22 protein-coding genes are annotated in these 21,411 nt (G+C 38.5%); 11 read left to right on the forward strand and 11 right to left on the reverse strand.

The window, feature by feature from the left end:
• The first annotated feature begins 62 nt into the window (after positions 1-62).
• Genes MKY49_RS17460 through mnhG form a run of 7 tightly spaced genes read left to right on the forward strand, consistent with a single transcriptional unit; the run spans position 63 to position 5,818 of the window.
• Complete coding sequence (locus MKY49_RS17460) at positions 63-2,474, forward strand: Na+/H+ antiporter subunit A (RefSeq protein WP_341386726.1); 2,412 nt, start codon at positions 63-65, stop codon at positions 2,472-2,474.
• A complete protein-coding gene (locus MKY49_RS17465) occupies positions 2,461-2,883 on the forward strand; it encodes a Na(+)/H(+) antiporter subunit B (RefSeq protein ID WP_274794221.1) in 423 nt (140 codons plus the stop codon). The genes MKY49_RS17460 and MKY49_RS17465 overlap by 14 nt, the downstream gene beginning before the upstream one ends.
• A complete protein-coding gene (locus MKY49_RS17470) occupies positions 2,883-3,224 on the forward strand; it encodes a Na(+)/H(+) antiporter subunit C (protein WP_274794222.1) in 342 nt (113 codons plus the stop codon). The genes MKY49_RS17465 and MKY49_RS17470 overlap by 1 nt, the downstream gene beginning before the upstream one ends.
• A complete protein-coding gene (locus MKY49_RS17475; RefSeq protein ID WP_341386727.1) occupies positions 3,217-4,704 on the forward strand; it encodes a Na+/H+ antiporter subunit D in 1,488 nt (495 codons plus the stop codon). Before MKY49_RS17470 ends, MKY49_RS17475 begins: the two co-directional genes overlap by 8 nt.
• A gap of 4 nt (positions 4,705-4,708) precedes the next feature.
• Entirely contained in the window at positions 4,709-5,188 is a 480-nt protein-coding gene (locus MKY49_RS17480) for a Na+/H+ antiporter subunit E (RefSeq protein WP_274794224.1), read from the forward strand.
• On the forward strand, positions 5,185-5,466 hold the full coding sequence (locus MKY49_RS17485) for a Na(+)/H(+) antiporter subunit F1 (RefSeq protein WP_054610630.1): 282 nt from the start codon (positions 5,185-5,187) through the stop codon (positions 5,464-5,466). Before MKY49_RS17480 ends, MKY49_RS17485 begins: the two co-directional genes overlap by 4 nt.
• Positions 5,450-5,818 carry a monovalent cation/H(+) antiporter subunit G gene (mnhG, locus tag MKY49_RS17490; protein WP_274794225.1) on the forward strand — a complete coding sequence of 123 codons (369 nt, stop codon included), beginning with the start codon at positions 5,450-5,452 and terminating at the stop codon, positions 5,816-5,818. Before MKY49_RS17485 ends, mnhG begins: the two co-directional genes overlap by 17 nt.
• 46 nt (positions 5,819-5,864) lie before the next feature.
• Here mnhG and cysC read toward each other — a convergent pair whose 3' ends face one another.
• The 4 genes from cysC to MKY49_RS17510 all read right to left on the reverse strand — a co-directional run bounded on the left by cysC (position 5,865) and on the right by MKY49_RS17510 (position 9,441).
• Positions 5,865-6,458, reverse strand: a complete 594-nt coding sequence (cysC, locus tag MKY49_RS17495; RefSeq protein ID WP_312505819.1) for an adenylyl-sulfate kinase — start codon at positions 6,456-6,458, stop codon at positions 5,865-5,867.
• Positions 6,455-7,594, reverse strand: a complete 1,140-nt coding sequence (gene sat / locus MKY49_RS17500; RefSeq protein ID WP_341386728.1) for a sulfate adenylyltransferase — start codon at positions 7,592-7,594, stop codon at positions 6,455-6,457. The genes cysC and sat overlap by 4 nt, the downstream gene beginning before the upstream one ends.
• 68 nt (positions 7,595-7,662) lie before the next feature.
• The gene (locus MKY49_RS17505; protein ID WP_274794228.1) at positions 7,663-8,727 is read right to left on the reverse strand and encodes an inorganic phosphate transporter; all 1,065 of its coding nucleotides are present in this window, start codon (positions 8,725-8,727) and stop codon (positions 7,663-7,665) included.
• A 12-nt stretch (positions 8,728-8,739) separates the two neighbouring features.
• Positions 8,740-9,441: a phosphoadenylyl-sulfate reductase gene (locus MKY49_RS17510; RefSeq protein ID WP_312505822.1), complete on the reverse strand. Its 702-nt coding sequence runs from the start codon at positions 9,439-9,441 to the stop codon at positions 8,740-8,742.
• Between the two features lie 441 nt (positions 9,442-9,882).
• Here MKY49_RS17510 and MKY49_RS17515 point away from each other — a divergent pair, with 441 nt between their 5' ends.
• The 4 genes from MKY49_RS17515 to MKY49_RS17530 are packed head-to-tail and all read left to right on the forward strand — an operon-like array spanning position 9,883 to position 13,740.
• Positions 9,883-10,935, forward strand: a complete 1,053-nt coding sequence (locus tag MKY49_RS17515; RefSeq protein WP_341386729.1) for a sulfate ABC transporter substrate-binding protein — start codon at positions 9,883-9,885, stop codon at positions 10,933-10,935.
• 11 nt (positions 10,936-10,946) lie between these two features.
• Positions 10,947-11,780 (forward strand): sulfate ABC transporter permease subunit CysT, encoded by an 834-nt coding sequence (gene cysT, locus MKY49_RS17520; protein WP_341386730.1) that lies wholly within the window; start codon positions 10,947-10,949, stop codon positions 11,778-11,780.
• Positions 11,781-11,790: 10 nt separating this feature from the next.
• The gene (cysW, locus tag MKY49_RS17525; RefSeq protein WP_322612062.1) at positions 11,791-12,654 is read left to right on the forward strand and encodes a sulfate ABC transporter permease subunit CysW; all 864 of its coding nucleotides are present in this window, start codon (positions 11,791-11,793) and stop codon (positions 12,652-12,654) included.
• Between the two features lie 15 nt (positions 12,655-12,669).
• Positions 12,670-13,740, forward strand: a complete 1,071-nt coding sequence (locus tag MKY49_RS17530; RefSeq protein WP_341386731.1) for a sulfate/molybdate ABC transporter ATP-binding protein — start codon at positions 12,670-12,672, stop codon at positions 13,738-13,740.
• Positions 13,741-13,849: 109 nt separating this feature from the next.
• Here MKY49_RS17530 and cysI read toward each other — a convergent pair whose 3' ends face one another.
• The 7 genes from cysI to MKY49_RS17565 all read right to left on the reverse strand — a co-directional run bounded on the left by cysI (position 13,850) and on the right by MKY49_RS17565 (position 21,312).
• Positions 13,850-15,565, reverse strand: coding sequence for an assimilatory sulfite reductase (NADPH) hemoprotein subunit (gene cysI / locus MKY49_RS17535; RefSeq protein WP_341386732.1), 1,716 nt, complete (start codon positions 15,563-15,565; stop codon positions 13,850-13,852).
• A 108-nt stretch (positions 15,566-15,673) separates the two neighbouring features.
• The gene (locus MKY49_RS17540; protein WP_341386733.1) at positions 15,674-17,461 is read right to left on the reverse strand and encodes an assimilatory sulfite reductase (NADPH) flavoprotein subunit; all 1,788 of its coding nucleotides are present in this window, start codon (positions 17,459-17,461) and stop codon (positions 15,674-15,676) included.
• A gap of 45 nt (positions 17,462-17,506) precedes the next feature.
• Positions 17,507-17,656, reverse strand: a complete 150-nt coding sequence (locus MKY49_RS17545; protein ID WP_274794236.1) for a YezD family protein — start codon at positions 17,654-17,656, stop codon at positions 17,507-17,509.
• Positions 17,656-18,396, reverse strand: a complete 741-nt coding sequence (locus tag MKY49_RS17550; protein ID WP_341386734.1) for a sirohydrochlorin chelatase — start codon at positions 18,394-18,396, stop codon at positions 17,656-17,658. The genes MKY49_RS17545 and MKY49_RS17550 overlap by 1 nt, the downstream gene beginning before the upstream one ends.
• Before the next feature lie 12 nt (positions 18,397-18,408).
• On the reverse strand, positions 18,409-19,182 hold the full coding sequence (gene cobA / locus MKY49_RS17555; RefSeq protein WP_341386735.1) for a uroporphyrinogen-III C-methyltransferase: 774 nt from the start codon (positions 19,180-19,182) through the stop codon (positions 18,409-18,411).
• Positions 19,183-19,465: 283 nt separating this feature from the next.
• Positions 19,466-19,669 (reverse strand): uroporphyrin-III methyltransferase, encoded by a 204-nt coding sequence (locus MKY49_RS17560; RefSeq protein ID WP_274794240.1) that lies wholly within the window; start codon positions 19,667-19,669, stop codon positions 19,466-19,468.
• Between the two features lie 134 nt (positions 19,670-19,803).
• Positions 19,804-21,312 carry a leucyl aminopeptidase gene (locus tag MKY49_RS17565; protein ID WP_341386736.1) on the reverse strand — a complete coding sequence of 503 codons (1,509 nt, stop codon included), beginning with the start codon at positions 21,310-21,312 and terminating at the stop codon, positions 19,804-19,806.
• Between the last annotated feature and the right edge of the window lie 99 nt (positions 21,313-21,411).

The following is a 21,411-nucleotide window of genomic DNA, read 5'->3' on the forward strand; positions in this document are numbered from 1 at the left end:
TATGCATTCCCAATTAAAGTACGTTATAATTGATATACTTACCTGCATAAAGGAGGGTTTTTTTGTTACAAGTACTTTATATTTTCATTCCAATGCTTGCTGCAATATTAGTGCCATTATTATATAAACGCATGAAAAATATTCACACAGGCTGGTTTGTGCTTGCTGTACCTGCTACGCTTGCGGTTATTTATGCAACATATATTGCTCAAGTGTCTAAGGGGGAAGTATTCACTGCAGAGCTTCCTTGGATTCCATCGCTTGATATTTCCATCGTCTCGTATTTGGATGGACTAAGCTTATTATTTTCTTTACTCATTACTGGAATTGGCTCGTTAGTCGTACTTTACTCTATTTTTTACTTAGATAAACATAAAGAAAAATTACATAACTTTTATGTTTACTTACTGTTATTTATGTCAGCCATGCTTGGAGTAGTACAGTCAGATCATTTAATTTCATTATATTTCTTTTGGGAACTAACCTCTATTTCGTCATTTTTACTCATTGGCTATTGGTATACTCGTGATGCCTCTCGTTTTGGCGCACTCAAATCAATGATGATTACGGTTGGTGGCGGCTTAATGATGCTAGGTGGCTTCGTTCTTCTTTATTTAATGGGTGGGACCTATTCAATCCGAGAATTGATTGCCATGGCACCTAATTTAGTAGAACATCCTTTATTCACTTGGTCACTTATTCTATTGCTCTTAGGAGCATTTACAAAATCCGCACAATTCCCATTCTATATTTGGCTACCTGATGCAATGGAAGCGCCTACACCAGTTAGTGCCTATCTGCACTCTGCAACAATGGTAAAAGCAGGTATCTATTTAGTTGCACGATTTACACCGATTTTTGCAGCCTCAGAGCTATGGGTGTGGCTTGTTACGGGTATCGGTATCTTAACATTATTCTGGGGTTCCTTCTTTGCAGTGAAGCAAACGGATTTAAAAGGTATCCTTGCATTCTCTACAGTAAGTCAACTTGGTCTTATTATGTCGCTCTTAGGTGTAAGTGCAGTTGCCTTTCATTCTAGCGAATCCATAGATACGATAAAATTTGCGGCATTTGCTGCTATCTTCCACCTGATTAACCACGCTACATTTAAAGGTAGTCTATTCATGATTGCCGGTATTGTCGATCATGAAACAGGTACACGAGATATTCGTAAGCTTGGTGGGCTAATGAGTATGATGCCGATTAGTTTTACAGTTGCGGCAATAGGGAGCTTATCAATGGCTGGTCTTCCACCATTTAACGGCTTCCTAAGTAAAGAAATGTTTTTAACTGCTATGCTTGCACTTCAAAAGTTTGAATTTTTCGGCTTTGATACATGGGGTGCTTTATTCCCTATTATCGCTTGGATTGCTAGTATATTCACATTTATTTATAGCTTTTATTTTGTTTTCAAAACATTCAATGGAAATTATAAGCCTGAACAATTACCTCATAAGCCACATGAGGCGCCAATTGGGATGTTAATTTCCCCTATACTTTTAGCAGCTTTAGTTGTGACAATATTCTTTATTCCGAACTTTATCGGGAATACCTTTGTCAAGCCAGCTGTTCAAGCCATTCAACCATTTTTATATGATACACCTCAAGCGATTAATATACATGTAGAAGCTTGGCATGGTATTACCCCTGAGCTACTCATGACTATAGGGATTGTTATTATAGGTGTACTGTTATTTGTAGCCTTACCAAAATGGCAAGGAATGTATCAAAGATTCCCACAAGCATTCACACTCAACAATGCTTACGACAAAATTATGCAGGGATTAGATACTGGATTAAACCGTCTATCACGACTATATATGACAGGCTCTATGCGTCATTACTTACTATATATGTTTAGTGGTATAGCTATTATTGTCATCGGCTCTCTTTTTGTAAAAGATGCCTTTAGTATTTCATTCGAAGAGACCTCACCAATCAAGCCATATGAAATTATCTTAATCTTGGTGTTATTGATTGGAACAGCTATTACTATACTGGCAAAATCTCGTTTAACAGCTATCATCGGTCTTGGTGCTGTTGGATATACAGTTGCATTATTCTTTGTCATTTTTAATGCGCCTGATTTAGCGCTAACACAGCTAGTTATTGAAACCATCTCTGTAGCACTATTTTTATTGGCGTTTTACCATCTACCTAAGCTTGGTAAACGCGAAGAGCGTATGAGATTTCAGTTAAATCGAGCTGTTGTTTCCATTGCAGTTGGTGTAATGGTGACGCTTGTTGCACTATCATCACATTCACAAAAACTTATTCCTTCCATCTCTAAGTACTATGAGGAAACCGTTTACTCAAAAGCTGGTGGTGGAAATATTGTCAACGTAATTTTAGTAGATTACCGTGGCTTCGATACATTATTTGAAATTACAGTGCTAGGCATTGCCGGTATGGCCATCTTAGCCATGATTAAGCTACGTATGAATAGAAAGGAGAAAACACATGAAAACAAATGATGTGATAATACAATTTACAGCTAAAATTGTATTTTTCATTATTTTCTTCTTCTCCATTCATATCTTTTTAGCTGGTCACTACACTCCTGGGGGAGGCTTTGTTGGGGGACTGTTAACTTCAAGCGCGATTGTTCTTTTGGTGTTAGCCTTTGATATTAATACAGTTCGTCATATTTTACCTATTAATTACACGTATCTAACAGCAATTGGCTTACTTTTAGCCCTTGCTACAGCGGCATTTCCCATGTTTGTAGGGAAACCGTTTTTCACTCATTTCTTTGATTATTTCGATTTACCGCTTCTAGGCAAACAGTCCTTACACACGGCTATGCTTTTTGATAGCGGTGTCTATTTGGTTGTTGTCGGCGTTACGATGACCATTATTCAAACGATTGGGGAGGATGAATAATGGAAATAATTATGGCCTTTGTGATCGGCTTTCTCTTTATGGCAGCTGTCTACTTACTATTATCGAAAAGCTTATTACGTATTATTATAGGCACGGGCCTGCTCAGTCATGGTGCCCATTTACTAATCTTAACAATGGGTGGTCTTGGTGGGGAAGCACCTCCCGTTTTAACTGAAGGATCTAAAACTTTTGCAGATCCATTACCTCAGGCACTCATTTTAACAGCTATTGTTATAAGCTTTGGGGTAACAGCTTTCTTCCTGGTACTTGCCTATCGTTCCTATCAGGAGCTAAATACAGATGATATTAGCTTAATGAGAGGAAGTGATGAGGATGAATAACTTCCTACTACTGCCCATTATCATCCCGTTTTTCTTTGGCATGATTTTAATGTTTGGGCAAAAAAATCTAACGTATCAACGATCATTTTCATTACTTGGAATTGGACTTGCTTTTATTTCAGCCATTTCCCTACTTTTTAAAGTGAAAAATGATGGTATTCAAAAAGTTACCTTCGGAGACTGGCCAGTTCCTTATGGGATTACTATGGTTTCTGATATGGTATCCGCGTTACTCGTCACAACGACATTGCTTATTGCATTTTTTGTTGTTTGGTATGGCTTTGGTTCCATTACTAAAGAGCGTGAACGCTTCTTTTATTATCCTGGTATTATGTTTATTTTAACTGGGGTAAACGGAGCCTTTACAACAGGCGATATTTTTAACCTGTTCGTTTTCTTTGAAGTATTGCTCATGTCTTCCTATTTACTGATCGTTCTAGGTGGAGAAAAGGGCCAACTGAAAGGCTCTATCAAGTATATTTTAATTAATGTTATTTCATCAGCCTTATTCGTTATTACCGTTGCCTTTTTATATTCGGTAGTAGGTACATTAAATATGGCGGATATTGCCGTCAAAATAGCTGATATCAATCAACCAGGGATTATTACAGTTATTGCTGTCCTATTTTTAATGGTATTTGGACTAAAAGCAGCTATTTTCCCACTCTATTTTTGGTTACCTACTTCGTATGCAGCAGCACCTATTCCGGTATTAACACTATTCGGTGCCCTGCTTACAAAGGTTGGTGTTTATGCTATTGCACGTACCTATACACTGTTCTTTGTACACGATTTATCCTATACGCATGATTTACTAATGGCATTAGCTATCGCTACTATTATTGCGGGTTGTATTGGGGCTTTAGCCTATTTTGATATCAAACTCATTATTATCTACAATATTGTCATTGCAGTCGGCGTCATTTTATTTGGAGTCTCCCAAATGAACGAGGTTTCATTAAAAGGGGGTATGTTCTATTTAATTCACGATATGCTTATTAAGGCCGCGCTCTTTATGTTAATTGGTATTATCATCTACATTACTGGTACATCCGATTTGCGTAAGATGGGTGGTCTCATGAAGAAATATCCTGCTCTTGGTTGGTGTTATTTAATTGCAGCCTTTGGTCTTGCTGGTATACCTCCACTTAGCGGGTTTGTTGGAAAGTTGTTGATTGTACAAGGTGGCTTTGAGGCTGGAAGTATGTGGAGCAGTATTTTCATATTAGCCTCTTCACTACTCGTGCTATTGTCCGTGATCCGTATCTTCCTTTATGCCTTTTGGGGTGAGGAGAAAAACACACATGGCACTATTAACAAAGCAAACTATAAAATGCTGTTTATCCCTACGGCCCTTTTAGTGATTATTTCTGTAGCATACGGGGTTGGTTCCGAATGGGTAACACCATTTATGGACGATGCTGCAAAACTATTACATGATCCATCTATCTATATAGATGCTGTAATGAAGGAGGACTAACACTATGGCATTTCAAATGATTTTAAACTTTGTCCTTGCCTTTGTATGGATGTTCCTTTCCTCTAATTACACAGCAGCCGGCTTTATTATTGGGTTTATAATGGGGATTATTTTACTGATCATCATGCGGAGATTTTTCAAGTCACGACTTTATGTCTACCGTTTATGGGCCCTTCTAAAATTAACTTTGCTGTTCTTTAAAGAATTAATATTAGCCAATGTGCAAGTTTTGAAAGTTGTGTTAAAACCTAAATTGGATATGCAACCAGCCTTTTTTGCATATCCTACTGTGCTAACACAGGACTGGGAGATCACTTTACTATCAAGTCTAATTACTTTAACGCCAGGAACAGTTGTCGTTCATGTTTCAGATGATGCGAAAACATTGTATGTACATGCCATTGATATTAGTGATGTAGATGAAGCAATTGCTTCCATACGAGATTCATTTGAGAAAGCAATTTTGGAGGTGAGTAAATCATGACAACATTTATTATTGCAGTCATTGTAGTGATTTGCTTATCGATGATTGCTGTCATATATCGAATGGTAAAAGGCCCTTCAGCATCTGACCGTGTTGTAGCTTTAGATTCCCTTGGTGTATCACTTATTTCCCTTATTGGCCTATTTTCAATCTTAGTGGAAACAAGCTTCTTCCTTGAGATTATTTTATTGCTAGCAATTTTATCGTTTATCGGTACAGTGGCCTTCTCTAAATTCATAGAGAAAGGAGATATCATTAAACGTGACAATTCTCGCTAATAGTTTAGTTATCTTTTTCATTACAGTTGGTGCACTGTTTATTGTCGTGACAGCGATTGGACTTATCCGCTTACCTGATTTGTATACGCGTGCCCATGCCGCTTCCAAAAGTGCCACACTCGGTGTTATGTGTGTACTAATCGGTGTATTCTTTCACTTTTGGCTGATTGAAGATCATTTCAATCCACGTATATTACTGGGGATACTATTCCTCTTCATTACTGGACCTGTTGGTGGACATATTATGACTCGTTCCTCCTATATTGCTGGTGTAAAGCCATGGAAAGGGACAGTACGTGATGAGCTAGGTCCTGAAATTGACAGAATGAAAAAGGAACAAAATGTGAAATAAATATAGAAAAAATCTGCTCGATGGTCCTCTCGAGCAGATTTTTTCGTTAAATATATCCCTTGGCTGTTAAAATATCCGTCAGCTGTTCAACGCATTCCTCTATGGAATATTGTTCTGTATCCAAAATAACTTCTGGATTTTCTGGTTCTTCATACGGTGCGCTAATTCCTGTAAAGTTAGCAATTTCCGCATTTCTTGCTTTTTTATACAGACCTTTTGGATCTCGTTTTTCACATATTTCTACCGAACACTTAACAAAAACCTCAAGAAATTCGCCATCTTCTACAAGCTCGCGTACCACTTGGCGATCCTCCCGATAAGGCGAAATAAAAGCTGTTAACACAATTTGACCGCCTTCTATAAATAGCTTAGAAACTTCTCCTATTCGGCGAATATTTTCCTTTCTGCCTGCCTCATCAAATCCTAAATCCTTATTCAAGCCATGACGGACATTATCACCATCCAACACGAAGGCTTGATTACCTCTTTCAAATAATCTCTGAGCAAAGGCATTTGCTACCGATGATTTTCCTGAAGCAGATAAGCCTGTAAACCATAATATAAAGCTATGATGTTTGTTTTTTGAACGGCGCTCCTCTTTCGTAATGGAGGCTTCATGCCAAACGATGTTTGAGCTCATTTAACTACCTCCTTTCGCATGCCTTTAATTAGGACGTCTACCACTTCTTTACGACTGAATGTGCTTGGAGGCACTTCTCCATTTCGTAGCATTTCACGTACTTTTGTTCCTGATAAAATCACATGAGCCGAACTATCGTGTGGACACGTTTTTGTCGTAGCCATTCCCTCGCATTGTTGACAATAAAAACTATGCTCAAATTTTAATGGGACGATGCCTAATTCATCTTCAGTAAATTGCTCAAAGATTTTTTGTGCATCATACGTACCATAATAATCACCTACACCTGCATGATCACGACCTACAATAAAATGAGTGCAGCCATAATTTTTTCTCACTAGTGCGTGAAAAATAGCCTCTCGTGGTCCTGCATAGCGCATAGCTGCTGGGAACACACCTAATTGAACACGATTTTCAGGATAATAGTTTTTCAATAAAACTTCATAGCTCTCCATTCGAATTGCAGCTGACACATCGTCCGATTTTGTTTCACCAACAAGAGGGTTTAGAAATAACCCATCAATCGTTTCAAGTGCTGCCTTCTGAATATATTCATGTGCTCTATGGACAGGATTACGAGTTTGGAAGCCGACAATCGTCTTCCATCCCTTTTCAGCAAATAATTGTCGTGTTTCCACTGGATCAAAGGAATATGTAGGAAACTTTCGAGCGATACGGTTGATTAATGTAATTTTTCCTCCAACATACATTGCAGGTCGGTCATGAAGCTTTTGAACTCCAGGATGGGCTAAATCCTCCGTACCATAAACGAGCAATGCCTCTTTTCGCTTATTCGGTTCATAAATATCTGCCACTTCAATAACCCCATAAATTACATCATTAAATACTAATGTAGCTTCATCACCAGGCTCTAGCGTTGCAGCTTTCTCTTTTGTAACAGGTAAAGTAATAGGAATACTCCATACTACTCCAGATGCTAAGCGGCTTTGTTCCACGACTGACTCATAGTCTTCCTGTGTTAGAAAGCCTTCAATTGGGCTATAGCCTCCTATCGCAATTAGCTCTAAATCACTCAATGAAATTGCATCCAGCTCTATCTTTTTGTGAATCGTTGTAATATCCTTTTCTGGATTAAATGCTTGCACAAGAAGACCACCATGTGGTTGTAAACTCATTAAAATCTCCTCCTAATTCTAGCGAATTACTAAGTTTTATATATTAACATATATTTATAGGAACTAATTTAAATGCCTTCCCCTGCATCATAGATAGATTGCTCCTCTTCACGCATTGTACGCATTAAACTAATGACTCCCAGTGTTCCAACAATAATACTGCCAATTAAAATAATGGCGTAGAGATCCTTCTCTAAAAATAGCTGTACTAGAAAATAAGAAATAGCTAACGAAAAGATGGGCGAAACAATCCAAATGCGAATAATTTTTTTCACAATATGCTGATGAAAAATTTGTTTCCCATTCTGTGCCATACCCATTCCAATAATGGATGAAGACGTTACTTGTGTTAATGGAACCGGAAGTCCAAATATTGAACTAATCCCTACAAGAAGTGCACCTGTACTAGATATTAAAATTCCTTCTGCTTTTTTAAAGCGCACAATTTTTTTGCCGTTTGTTTCAAGAACACGTTTGCCAAGTAGCATAGCGCCGATTGCGACAAAGGCCCCACCAAGGATAATACCTGTCGTAACGTCCATCATACCTGCACCAACAAGTGGTCCAACTGCATTTGCCACATTGTTCATGCCAGCCGAAAAAGCTTCAAAAAATCCAGCCAATACTAGAAGGATCGTTAAAATCGGACGATCTTTTAGCTGTCCTCTACTTTGTAATTTATATAACAGCTTGCCAAATATAAGAGCTATAATAAAAGCTACAAGTGGTACAATAATCCAAAATGAGATGATAACAAGCAAAGAATTGACGAATAGCACTTTATAGGCAATACCAACCCCAACAACTGCACCTACCGTTACTTCACTTGTTGATAATGGTATGCCTAGAAGATTGGCAAAAAACAAAGAGCTTGTTGCTGAAATTAAAATAATGACAACAATTTTTACCGTTATATACTCCTGTGGCATAATGCCAGAGCTAATCGTTTTGACAACTTCTCCTCCGCCTAATATCGCTCCACTAAAAACACCTACTGCGCATAACAGCAATGCTTGCCACGCTTTTTTGATGGCACCTGCACCATAAGCAACCCCCATAGAGGCTGCTGCTCCGCTAGCACCTATATTCATCGCAAAAAATAAACTAATCGCTATTGCAAAATATTCAAGCATGGCATAACTCCTTTACTCATGTAACCCGCACTCTGTTTTACCCGACCCTTGCCATCTGCCCGACCGTAAATCATCCATTGTAAATGCTGGCTTTGTACAATGCTCACAGCCAATACTTGGATAACCTTGATCATGCAAAGGATTGTATGGCAGATTGTGCTTAGAGACATAGCGCCAGACATCCTTCCAAGTCCAATGAATCAATGGACAAACTTTAATGGATGTAAATTTCTCGTCGCGATTAAGAAAATTTGTTTGTTGACGTGTTGGCGACTGTTCACGACGTAAGCCAGAAATCCAAGCCTTTTTCCCTGACAAAGCTTCATGTAAAGGCTTAATTTTACGAATGTCACAGCATTTATTTGGATTTGACTTCCATAGTTCATCGCCATATTGTGCAGCTTGTTGTTCAAGTGTAAGTGCAGGCTTTTTCATAACGATGTTTAATAGCGGATATCTTTCTTTAACTTTATTAATAGTTTCATATGTTTCTTTAAAATGAACATCTGTATCTAAAAAGACAATCTTCGCATCAGGCCTTACCTTTGAAATAAGATCAATGAGTACTATTCCCTCAATACCAAAGCTACATGCATAGACGATTTCATCCCCATATTCTTGAAAGCTCCACTTTAACACCTCCAGTGCTGCCTTATACGTTTCATCGATTTGAAAATCAATGGTTGGTTCTTGCCAATTTGCATATGTTAACATCGAATCCCCCTCATAGCGAAAAAAGGCGTTCTAACAACAGACACAGTAAAACAGGTCTTTGTTAAAACGCCTCTAGTTTGACTAGCCAGCTCTTTATTTAATGATTGCTCACTAGTAGTTGCTACCTCGTTCTTCAATCATTTTTCTTATTACCAAATATATACTAAAGTACACCTAGCAGTCAACTAGGTTTTTAAAATTTTTAAATAATCCCACTTTTTCAATTCTCCAGCTGCATATGATGAATGGAAAATTGAAAATAAAAAATCTTTTTATAATTCCTTGTTGACTAATAGGAAATATATGTTTAATGTATTACTAAAGCTTTGACACCAACAATAACATGCTGATCAGAGGATCTGAAGGCCATCTACCCATGAGGTGAATTCACTATGGGGGGTGGCCTTTTGCATTCTTTAGACAGAAAAGGAGCGAAATGATATGAAAAAAAGAAAATTTGTACTGCAATCAATAGCGCTAATATCTTTATTAGCTTTGGGCTTAACAGGCTGTGGGCGTGCTAGCTCAGACAAAGAAGCAAGTGGCCAGGATGCAAAGAAATCTGTAGAACTACTAAATGTCTCCTATGATCCGACACGTGAGCTTTACGATGAATTCAACAAAGACTTTATTAAAAAATGGAAGGATGAAACAGGTCAAGATGTCACGATCAATCAATCTCATGGTGGATCTGGTAAACAGGGGCGGGCGGTGATCGATGGGCTTGAGGCTGACGTTGTCACACTTGCACTAGCTTACGATATTGATGAAATTGCTCAAACGCGCGATCTCTTGGATAAAGATTGGCAGACAGAGTTTGATCATAACTCTACTCCATATACATCAACCATTGTTTTTTTAGTACGTAAGGGTAATCCAAAAAACATTCAAGACTGGAATGACTTGATTAAAAAAGATATGTCTGTCATTACACCAAACCCTAAAACTTCTGGTGGTGCACGTTGGAATTACTTAGCTGCTTGGGCTTATGCTGGGAAATTATATAACGATGATGAAACAAAAATAAAACAATTTATGAAATCACTATATAGCAATGTAGAGGTACTAGACTCCGGAGCTCGTGGTGCCACTACAACATTTGTAGAACGAAAAATCGGTGATGTCTTAATTGCATGGGAAAATGAGGCATACTTATCTCTAAATGAATTAGGTAAGGATGAATTTGAAATCGTTACACCTTCATTAAGTATTTTAGCTGAACCACCAGTTGCTATTGTCGACAAAATTGTTGATAAAAAAGGGACACGCGAAGTAGCTGAAGCTTACTTACAGCATTTATATAGCGATATCGGGCAAGAAATTGCTGCGAAAAACTATTATCGACCACGTAATGAAACGATTTTGGCGAAGTATAAAGAACAATTCCCACAGCTTGAACTTGTCTCAATAGATGATTTTGGTGGCTGGGCACAAGCACAAGCAACCCACTTTAAAGATGGTGGTACCTTTGATGAAATATACGTACCACAATAAGGAGCGTTTTAATGAGTAGTTTAATCCGTCTTAAAAAATCGCATCGCATTATTCCAGGCTTTCATCTATCACTCGGTTATACAATGCTTTATGTTAGTTTACTAGTGTTATTGCCACTTTCTATGATTTTTATTCATACCATGTCATTAAGCTGGACGGCGTTTATAGATATTATTACAGACCCTCGTGCTGTTGCTTCTTATAAAGTAAGCTTCAGCACAGCGTTAATTGCTGGTTTACTCAATGTTATTTTCGGCACAATTATCGCTTGGGTTCTTGTTCGTTACCAATTTCCCTTTAAACGAATCATCGATGGACTTGTCGATTTACCTTTTGCCTTACCAACTGCTGTCGCAGGCATTGCTTTAACGTCACTCTATGCACCAAATGGTTGGATCGGCCAATTTTTCAATTTTAAAATTGCCTTTACACCTCTTGGTATCATTATTGCCTTAACTTTTATCGGGCTACCCTTTGTTGTGCGAACAGTTCAGCCTGTATTACAAAATAGTAGTGCTGAGGTGGAAGAAGCTTCAGCAAGTCTTGGCGCAAATCGATTACAAACCTTCCGTAAAGTTATTTTGCCTGAGCTATTACCCGCCATATTAACTGGCTTTTCGTTAGCCTTTGCTCGGGCATTAGGTGAATATGGCTCTGTTGTTTTTATTGCTGGAAATATGCCGATGAAAACGGAAATTACGCCATTAATCATTATGACAAAGCTAGAGCAATATGATTATGCGGGTGCAACAGCAATAGCAGTTGTCATGCTTGTCACATCCTTTATTTTGTTATTCACCATCAACTTCATACAATGGCTAGCTAATCGTCGCTTTGTGCATTAGGAGGTACGTTATGGAACAATCAACTTTTATTCAACAGTCAAATAAAGCTGTCACAACGTCTGCTGCATTACAGGAGCCTCGTATTATTCGCTATACGTTAACTGGCATTGCCTTCGCTTTTTTAGCTTTATTTATTGTGCTGCCGTTAGTATCTATTTTTATTACTGCCTTTCAACAAGGAATAGATGTTTATCTAGCAGCTATTACACATCCAGATGCATTAGCAGCTATTAAACTTACTCTTATTGTTGTGGCGATTACGGTACCATTGAATGCTATTTTTGGTGTAATGGCTGCTTGGGCACTCACAAAATTTAATTTTAAAGGAAAAAATCTTTTACTTACCATTGTTGATCTACCTTTTGCAGTCTCGCCTGTTATCGCAGGTTTAGTGTTTATTCTTTTGTTTGGCTCTCAGGGACTATTTGGTGATTGGCTGTTCGCAAACAATATAAAAATTGTTTTTGCCCTCCCTGGTATTGTTCTCGCCACTATTTTCGTCACGTTGCCCTTTGTAGCACGTGAGTTAATCCCGCTCATGCAGACACAGGGAACCTCTGAGGAGGAAGCGTCTATTTCACTTGGTGCTAGTGGTTTTAAGACCTTTTGGTATGTCACATTACCGAATATTAAATGGGGACTGTTTTATGGGTTAATTTTATGTAATGCCCGTGCTATTGGAGAATTTGGTGCTGTCTCTGTTGTATCCGGTCATATTCGAGGTTTGACCAATACGATGCCACTTCATATTGAAATTCTTTATAATGAATATCAATTTTCAGCAGCCTTTGCTGTCGCATCTTTAATGAGTGTCATGGCAATCTTTACATTAGTAGTGAAAGACATGATTGCCTGGAAATCAAAATCTAGTTAAAAGGAGATCGTCACTATGAGTATACAAATTCAGAACGTATCCAAAAAATATGGTTCCTTCCAAGCATTAGAGGATGTATCAGTCCATATTCAATCTGGAGAGCTAGTAGCATTGCTTGGCCCTTCCGGTTCAGGAAAAACCTCTTTATTACGTGTCATTGCAGGGCTTGAAGCTACTGATGTTGGGGACATATTATTTGATGGGCAATCTATAACCAATCAACATCCAAAGGAACGCAATGTAGGCTTTGTGTTTCAACATTATGCACTTTTCCGTCATATGACGGTCTTTGATAATGTGGGTTATGGCCTAAAGGTTCGTCCAAGAAAAAACAGACCTTCAAAGGAAGAAATAACAAAAAAAGTAATGGAATTGTTGCAACTAGTTAAACTTGAAAATTTATCTGACCGGTATCCAACGCAGCTTTCCGGAGGGCAACGTCAACGTGTAGCACTAGCAAGAGCACTGGCTGTAGAGCCTAAAGTCCTTTTATTAGATGAACCATTCGGAGCCCTTGATGCAAAAGTACGCAAGGAGTTACGTCGCTGGCTACGGAAGCTGCATGATGAGTTTCATATTACAAGTATTTTTGTTACACATGACCAAGAGGAAGCACTTGATGTAGCTGATCGTATTGTGGTCATGAACAATGGCAAAATTGAGCAAATTGGCAGTCCAGACGAGGTATATACAAATCCTAAAAGTCCGTTTGTTTATGATTTTTTAGGCAATGTCAATCTTTTTAAAGGGCGCTTACATAATGGCAAGCTCTTGCATGGCGAAATTGCACTTGATGTACCTGATGCTTTAACACATACTGAAGACAACGCCATTGGCTATGTACGCCCGCATGATATTCATATTGAGAAAACAAGTGTTCCAGGTACGGTTCCTGTTATAATCAGTCATATTCATTTGTTAGGCCCTATTGTTCAGATGGAGCTACGCCGTGAGGATCTTGATGAGTTTTTAGAGGTAGAGTTATCTAAAGAGCAATTTCATCATCTCCAGCTTCATGTTGGCGATCAAGTATTTGTAAAGCCGAAACAATTGAAGGTTTTTATACCTGAGGATTACTCTATTTAAATAGAATTTTTGTGGCAGGTGGAACGGATATCCCCCCTCACCCTACCCATCATCTTTTTCTAACAACATAAAACCATGTAGCAAAGAAAATGCTACATGGTTTTTAAGATTAGTGAAAATCTCTTCCATCATACACGGCTGTTACATACCCAGCGCGAATAACAAAGTCTCCAAAATGCTCGCCCTCTAAACGTTCCTTCGCAAAATGTAGAAGAATTGGGCGTAGCTCTGCTAAAATTTCCTCTTCGCCAATATTTTCACGATAGATTTTATTTAAGCGATTGCCTGTAAAGCTAGCACCTAGGTACATATTATATTTTCCTGGCCCTTTACCGATAAAGCCGATTTCCGCCATAGCTGCACGTGAGCAACCATTTGGACAACCAGACATACGAATGACGATCTCGGTTTCATTTAAGCCCGCTTCATCAATAATCTCATCGATTTTAGTAATTAGAGAGGGTAAATAGCGTTCTGCTTCAGCCATCGCTAAACCACATGTCGGTAAAGAAACACAGGCAATAGAATTGCGACGTAAAGCTGAATAATGGGCCCCATCCGTTAGCTTGTATTGTTCAATAATCGTATTTATTTTGTCCTTGTTCTGTGGTGTTACATTACTAATCATTAAATTTTGGTTTGGTGTTAAACGAAAATCACCTGTGTGTACCTTAGCTATTTCTCGTAATCCAGTTAACAACTGATAATCCTCAAAATCTTTTAAACGACCATTTTGAATGAATAATGTATAATGCCAATTGCCATCAGACCCTTTAATCCAGCCAAATTCATCACCTGTACGCTCAAATGTATAGGGGCGAGCCGGCTGAATTTCCCAGCCTAGACGACGAGTTAATTCTTCTTGGAACCATTCAAGTCCTCTTGCATCAATCGTGTATTTAAAACGTGCATTTTTGCGAACAGAGCGATTTCCATAATCACGCTGGATCGTCAGTATTTTTTCTGCTGTTTCTAGCAATTTATCGGGTGTAATAAAGCCAATTACACGAGCAAGCTGTGGATAGGTATCATGATCACCATGTGTCATACCCATTCCTCCGCCAACAGCAATATTAAATCCGATAAGTTCGTTCTTTTCAACAATGGCAATAAGGCCGATATCCTGTGAAAAAACATCTACATCATTACTTGGTGGAATGGCAATTCCAATTTTAAATTTACGTGGTAAATATTGAGCTCCGTAAATCGGTTCAATTTCTTCATCCTGACTATCTACTACCTTTTCTCCATCCAACCATAATTCATGGTATGCACGCGTTCGAGGTAATAAATGCTCACTTAATTTAGCTGACCAATTATACACTTCCTCATGCAATGCAGATTGATTTGGATTCACATTACACATCACATTGCGGTTTACATCTCCACATGCTGCAAGAGAATCCAATAACACTTCATTGATTTCCTGCATATATTTTTTCACATTCCATTTTAAAATGCCGTGTACTTGAAATGCTTGACGTGTTGTTAATTTTAAGGAACCATTCCCATACTTTCTTGCCATTTCATCCATAACAAGCCATTGAGCCGGTGTAGCTGCTCCTCCAGGTGTTCGTACACGAACCATAAATTGATAGGCTGGTTCTAGCTTTTGACGTTGACGCTCATTGCGAAGATCTCGATCATCCTGTAAGTAACTGCCATGGAATTTCATTAGACGATTATCATCCTCAGGAATACCAGAGCTTAATGGATCATTCATCGATTGCTCAAGTGTTCCACGTAGGTAATTACTTTCGGTCTTAATACGTTCTACATCGCTTGGTTTCCCAGGCTGTGGAGGTAATACTATTTTTTCTGACATTCCTTATCGCTCCTTTAATCCATAACACTTCGGTGTTTTCTGACACACCTAAGACCCCGCTTGCTAGCAAAGGTTCACTATAGGTTTTTTAACATGCACGAAATACTGTTAATAAACGTCCCGTTGGTAGCGTTTTTGCTGCTTTAATTCTTTCACAAAGGATTTTGCTTCTTCTGGTGTTTTCTGTCCTTGCTGCTCAATAATTTGATGAATGGTTGCATCGACATCAGCTGCCATTGATTTTTTATCCCCACATACATAAATGACCGCACCCTGCTCAAGCCATTCATAAAAACTTGCTGCATGTTCTTGCAATTTATGTTGAACATATACTTTTTTCTCGGTATCCCGTGAGAAGGCAACATGCATTTGGCTTAATGTGCCAGAAGCAAGCCATCGTTGCCAATCCGTCTGGTAGAGGAAATCCGTGACAAAATGTTGATCACCAAAGATGAGCCAAGCTTTCCCCTCAATGCCTAACTCCTCTCGTTCTTCTAGAAAAGCACGATAAGGAGCAACACCTGTGCCCGCACCAATCATAATAATTGGTGTATCCTCATTTTCTGGTAATCTGAAGTTCGGGTTTTTATGAACATAAATTGGTAAAGTATCGCCGGGTTGAATGCGTTCTGATATACTACCAGAGCAAACACCAAGACGTTGTCTACCATTAGTCTCATAACTTACCTTACTAATCGTTAAATGAACCTCTTCACTATTGGCCTTTTGGCTACTAGCTATGGAATAAAGTCGTGCTGGAATTTTACGGAGCATCTCGACAAATTGCTGAGCACTCCAAGTAAAAGGTGCAAAATCCTCTACTACATCAAGTAAGTCTCTTCCCTCTGCATAGTCCTTCCAAGCATTAGGCTCTTCCAATAGCTTTAAAAACTCAGGATGTTTTGTATAGGCACTAACTTTTTCAAGTAACGGCTTAGATAACACGGTAATTTCTAACTTTTTCTGTAGAGCCTGCTTGATAGTGATTGCTTCATCCAAAACCGTCACTTCGGTTTCTGGATTAAACTCCAGTGCAGTCAATAATGCACTAACTAACTGTTCATCATTCTCCGGTTGAATCCCAATACTATCTCCAGGTTCAAAATGAAAATTAGCGCCCTCAATAGATAATTCAAGATGACGTGTTTCTTTATTAGAGCCGCGACCATTTAAATTAATATTTTCTAACACTTCAGCGTAAAATGGATTTTTTCTTGAATATGTAGAATCTCCTAGACCTTGGTTTTCTTTGGTTTGTGTTGCTGTTACTGCTGTCGTCTGTTGCAGAAATTCCTTTTCTACGGCTAAGAACCATTGTGCAGCTGCGTCATCATAATCCACATCACAATCAGTTCGAGGAACAATTCTTTTTGCGCCTAATTTAGCAAATTGTTCATCAAAATCCTTACCAGTCTTACAGAAAAATTCATAGGAGCTATCCCCTAAAGCAAGAACTGAATAGTGTAAATGCTCTAGTTTTGGTGCACGCTTACTATGCAAAAATTCATAGAATTGAATCGCTTGATCTGGTGGATCTCCCTCTCCATGTGTACTGACAATCAGTAAGAGATTGGTGATCTTTTTTAAATTCGTTGCTTTAAATTTCCCTAGGGATGAAATTGTAACATCTACATTCTGGGCTTTTAAAGCTGACGCGTATTTTTCCGCTAATCCTTGACTATTGCCTGTTTGCGAGCCATATAAAATCGTCATTGTTTTTGTAATAGGTTCGACCGCTGGTAATGCATCTTCAACAAGCGCTTCAAGTGTTGCTTGTGGTGCACTTAAATAGCCGTTTAGCCATATTTTCTGTTCGATTGTTAATTTAGGAAGAAGCTCATTTAATAGCTTCACCTGCTCTTCATTAAATGGACTATTTATTACTTGCAATTTCAATCTTTGCCACCTCACGAATTATCATTTAATCCTCTTTCAAAGAAATTATCGAAGTCTTATTTTTTCCTTTTTTTCTATTTGAACCACATAAGAGTTTTGAACAATCAATGTAATTGATCCGTGGTTCACTGTATTTAACATTTGGCGGACATTATCTAATGCTAGATTTACATTTTCTGCCCTTTTATCTACCATTACGAAACACCTTCCTCTTTAACTTGTAGTAATTCATCAATACGTTCCACTAACACCTTTTTTACATTGTCGTCATAGCCTAAGCTTTCACATAACATGATGTTCTTGCTGTCAAAGCCCTGTAATTGTTTGGTAATGCTTTGCCGTAATATACCTGTAAATAATAAATAGGGTACGATAAAGACTTGTTGTTGCTCCACTTTTGCTTGTTGAAGCCAGTCTTCAAATGTTGGTCCCATCCCATATAAAAAGCATGTTTCCACTGAATAATAGTTATATTTAGTACGTAACCGCGCGGCAATTTTAGCTAAATCTCTTTTGACGCTTGGATCACTACTCCCACGCCCAATAAGTAAAACACGGGCATTGCGATTAGGTTGCTGTTTTTCTATAATCCTAGCTTGTAAGGTATCAATTAATCGTTCATGGATTCCAAGAGGCTCACCATAAGTGAATTTTACATAAGGATATTGTTTTTGTGCTTTCGCAATTTCTATCGGAATATCTTGCTTTGCGTGTTGGGCAGCCAGGAGCAGAATGGGCACCACAGCAATCGTTGTTGCACCCTTTCGTATACAGCTTTCAATTCCTTCAGCAATTGTTGGTGTTGCAAGCTCTAAAAAGCATATTTCCTGAATAGATACATGGACTGCTTGTTGAACTCCTTGAAGAAATGTTACGGCTTGCTCTACACCTGCCTTGACACGACTACCATGTGCAATATATAAAATAGCCTGCATAAATCCACATCCTTACCCAGTAATTTGGACTGGCTGTGGATGGTTACTCTCAAACCATTGAATGGTTTCTCTTAGTGTCACAACCTTCCCCACTAAAATGATGCTAGGGTTTTGAATATTTTCTAAACAGACATTTTCTTCAATTGTGGCTAAAGTACCCGTAACCGTTTTTTGCTTAGATGAAAAAGTGCCCCAATGAATAACGGCTACAGGTGTTTCTTCATCACGTCCATATTTGAGTAGCTGTTGACGGATGTATGGCAGATTACCAACCCCCATATAAATGGCAATCGTATCGATCCCTTTTGCAAGACTTTCCCAACGTATAGCGTCTTCCTTACCATCTTGCATATGCCCCGTAACCATGGCAAAACTTGAACCTAAATCTCGATGTGTCACAGGAATCCCTGCATAAGCTGGTGCTGCTATACCCGACGTAATACCAGGAACAATTTCAAATGGTATATCATTCTTAGCTAGTACCTCAGCCTCCTCAGCTCCTCTGCCAAAGACAAATGGGTCTCCTCCTTTTAATCGTGTTACGACATAGCCTTGCTGTGCGTAACTGACAAGTGTTTGATTGATATGCTCTTGAATCATGGCATGCTGTTGTGGTAATTTACCGCAAAAAATTAATCTAGCATCTTTCTTTGCGTAGGCTAATAGCTCTTTATTTATGAGTCTGTCATATAAAATGATGTCTGCACATTCAATACAACGTAATCCTTTGACCGTAATGAGGTCAACATCCCCAGGACCTGCACCTACGATATAAACTTTCCCCATTTATTTCACTCCTCTTCTGTACAAGACACATTGCTTTCGAAAAAAACAATTACTGAATCAAGATAAAGAAAAAAGGCCAATATTATTCCTTAGACACAAAAATGTCTATGAACAATAATAGCCTCTAGTTTGCTAGTCAGCCTCGTATTTAATTCTTAGTAATATAATAAGAATAATAAATAATTTAGTATATTCTGTCAACACCAAATTTGCACCATGTTCAATAAATACAAAAAACCAGTCGCCGATTTTGAAACCGACAACTGGTTGATCTTTTATGTGCTTACCATGGTCTACGATATCTCGGACCTGGTCGAAAATATGGACCTGGCGGATATGGTCGATAGTTTGGATAATATGGATTGTAAGGATATTGATTAAATTGAGAGCCAAGGAAACTTCCTAAAAACCCACCAAAAAACGGTGCGCCAAATGGCCAAATAAGACCACCAAATCCTCCTCCTGGGTAACCTCCGAAATTGCGCATATGCTACCTCCCCTTTTTACTCTATCGTATGAAGGAAGACACATCTATCATATGTATAATGCCTAATCTATCGGGATTAGTACCTGTAATCATAAAAAATCAGCGGGAAAACTCCCGCTAATTGATATGGTCTATTATTTTTCTTCGCCTAGACGTTGAACAAAATTCGCAAGCGTACGAACCATAACACCTGTACCGCCTTTTGGTCCTAAATCATGAACAGCTACCGCATCAGATGTGCCAGCAATATCTAAGTGAATCCATGGTGTATCACCAACGAATTCTCCTACAAAGCCCCCACCGAAAATCATATGACCATCACGGCCAGGAGAGTTATTTAAATCAGCTACATCTGACTTACGAATTCGTTTTTTATCGTTCTCTGTTAAAGGCATGCGCCAAACAAATTCATCAGTTTCTTTTGCGGCTTCCATAAATGCTTCAAAGAATGCATCATCATTCGCAAGAGCACCTGTTTTATCCATACCTAATGCAGTAATGACGCCGCCTGTTAAAGTAGCAACATCGATAAGTGATGTAGCCCCTTGCTGTTTAGCATATGTAGTCGCATCTGCCAGAACTAAACGTCCTTCTGCATCCGTATTTAACACCTCAACTGTTTTTCCACTATACGTTGTAATGACATCATCTGGTTTAAATGCTGTATCAGAAACCATGTTGTCTGTAGAACCGATAACAGCTACGACGTTTTTATTTGGGCGCAGTTCACCGATAATGTTCATGGCACCAAGTACAGCAGCGGCACCGCCCATATCACCCTTCATACCAACCATCGAGTCTTTTGGTTTTAAAGAATAACCACCAGTATCATATGTTACACCCTTACCAACAAGGCCAATCGGATCTTCAAAATCTTCAGTCGCTTTATATTTTAAGGTAATTAATCGAGGTTCCTCATAAGAGCCTTGGTTAACACTCAAAATACCACCCATGCCTAGTTCCTCTAGTTGGGCTTTACCTAAAATCTCTACTTCAAAGTTGTATTTAACTGCAAGAGATTCTGCATAATTAGCTAAATCCGTTGCTGTTAGTAAGTTTGGCGGTAAATTAATTAAGCTACGAGCTTCATTGACAGCATCTGCATAAATGACACCTACTTCAAAGCTGGCTACTACCTCATCTAAATCCTCTGAGTTTGTTACTAGATGAACAGCATCGATTCGTTTATCTACTTCATTTGATGTTGTTTTGTAATGCGGAATCGAATAATAGCCAAGGCCAATTCCTTCACCCGCTAAAAATGCTACATCTGCTGCAGTAATTGAATCTGTTGTAAACGATTCAAGCCAAATGGAATATTCTTTTACTTTTAAAGCTTTTAATTCTTTTCCAACTAAGCCAAATGCAGCTCGAACATCCCCTTCTGTTAGGTTTTTACGCTCATCCAGTCCTACAAATAAAATACGCTTAAGGTTGGCATGTTCCTTCACAAATGGTAACTTTGTTAGTTTCTTTAATTCAGTTGACACATCTCCTGCACTAATCCACGCATCAAGTGATTCACCATAAAATGATGAAAAGCTTGTCCAGTCCTGCATTTGTTCACGATGTTTTGTGACTCCCACCACTAATAGTTCAGTAGAAATCGTTTCAAATGTTTTTGCTTCTTTTACAATATGCATGTAAATTCCTCCATTCCATTACTATTATAACGAAGTTTCTGAAAAGCGCGTAATATTTGCCTATATCTTCTTTTAGAAAATAATGAATGTTATAATAAA

This window comes from Lysinibacillus sp. FSL M8-0134, from assembly GCF_038069745.1.
GTDB classification, from domain to species: Bacteria; Bacillota; Bacilli; order Bacillales_A; family Planococcaceae; genus Lysinibacillus; species Lysinibacillus irui.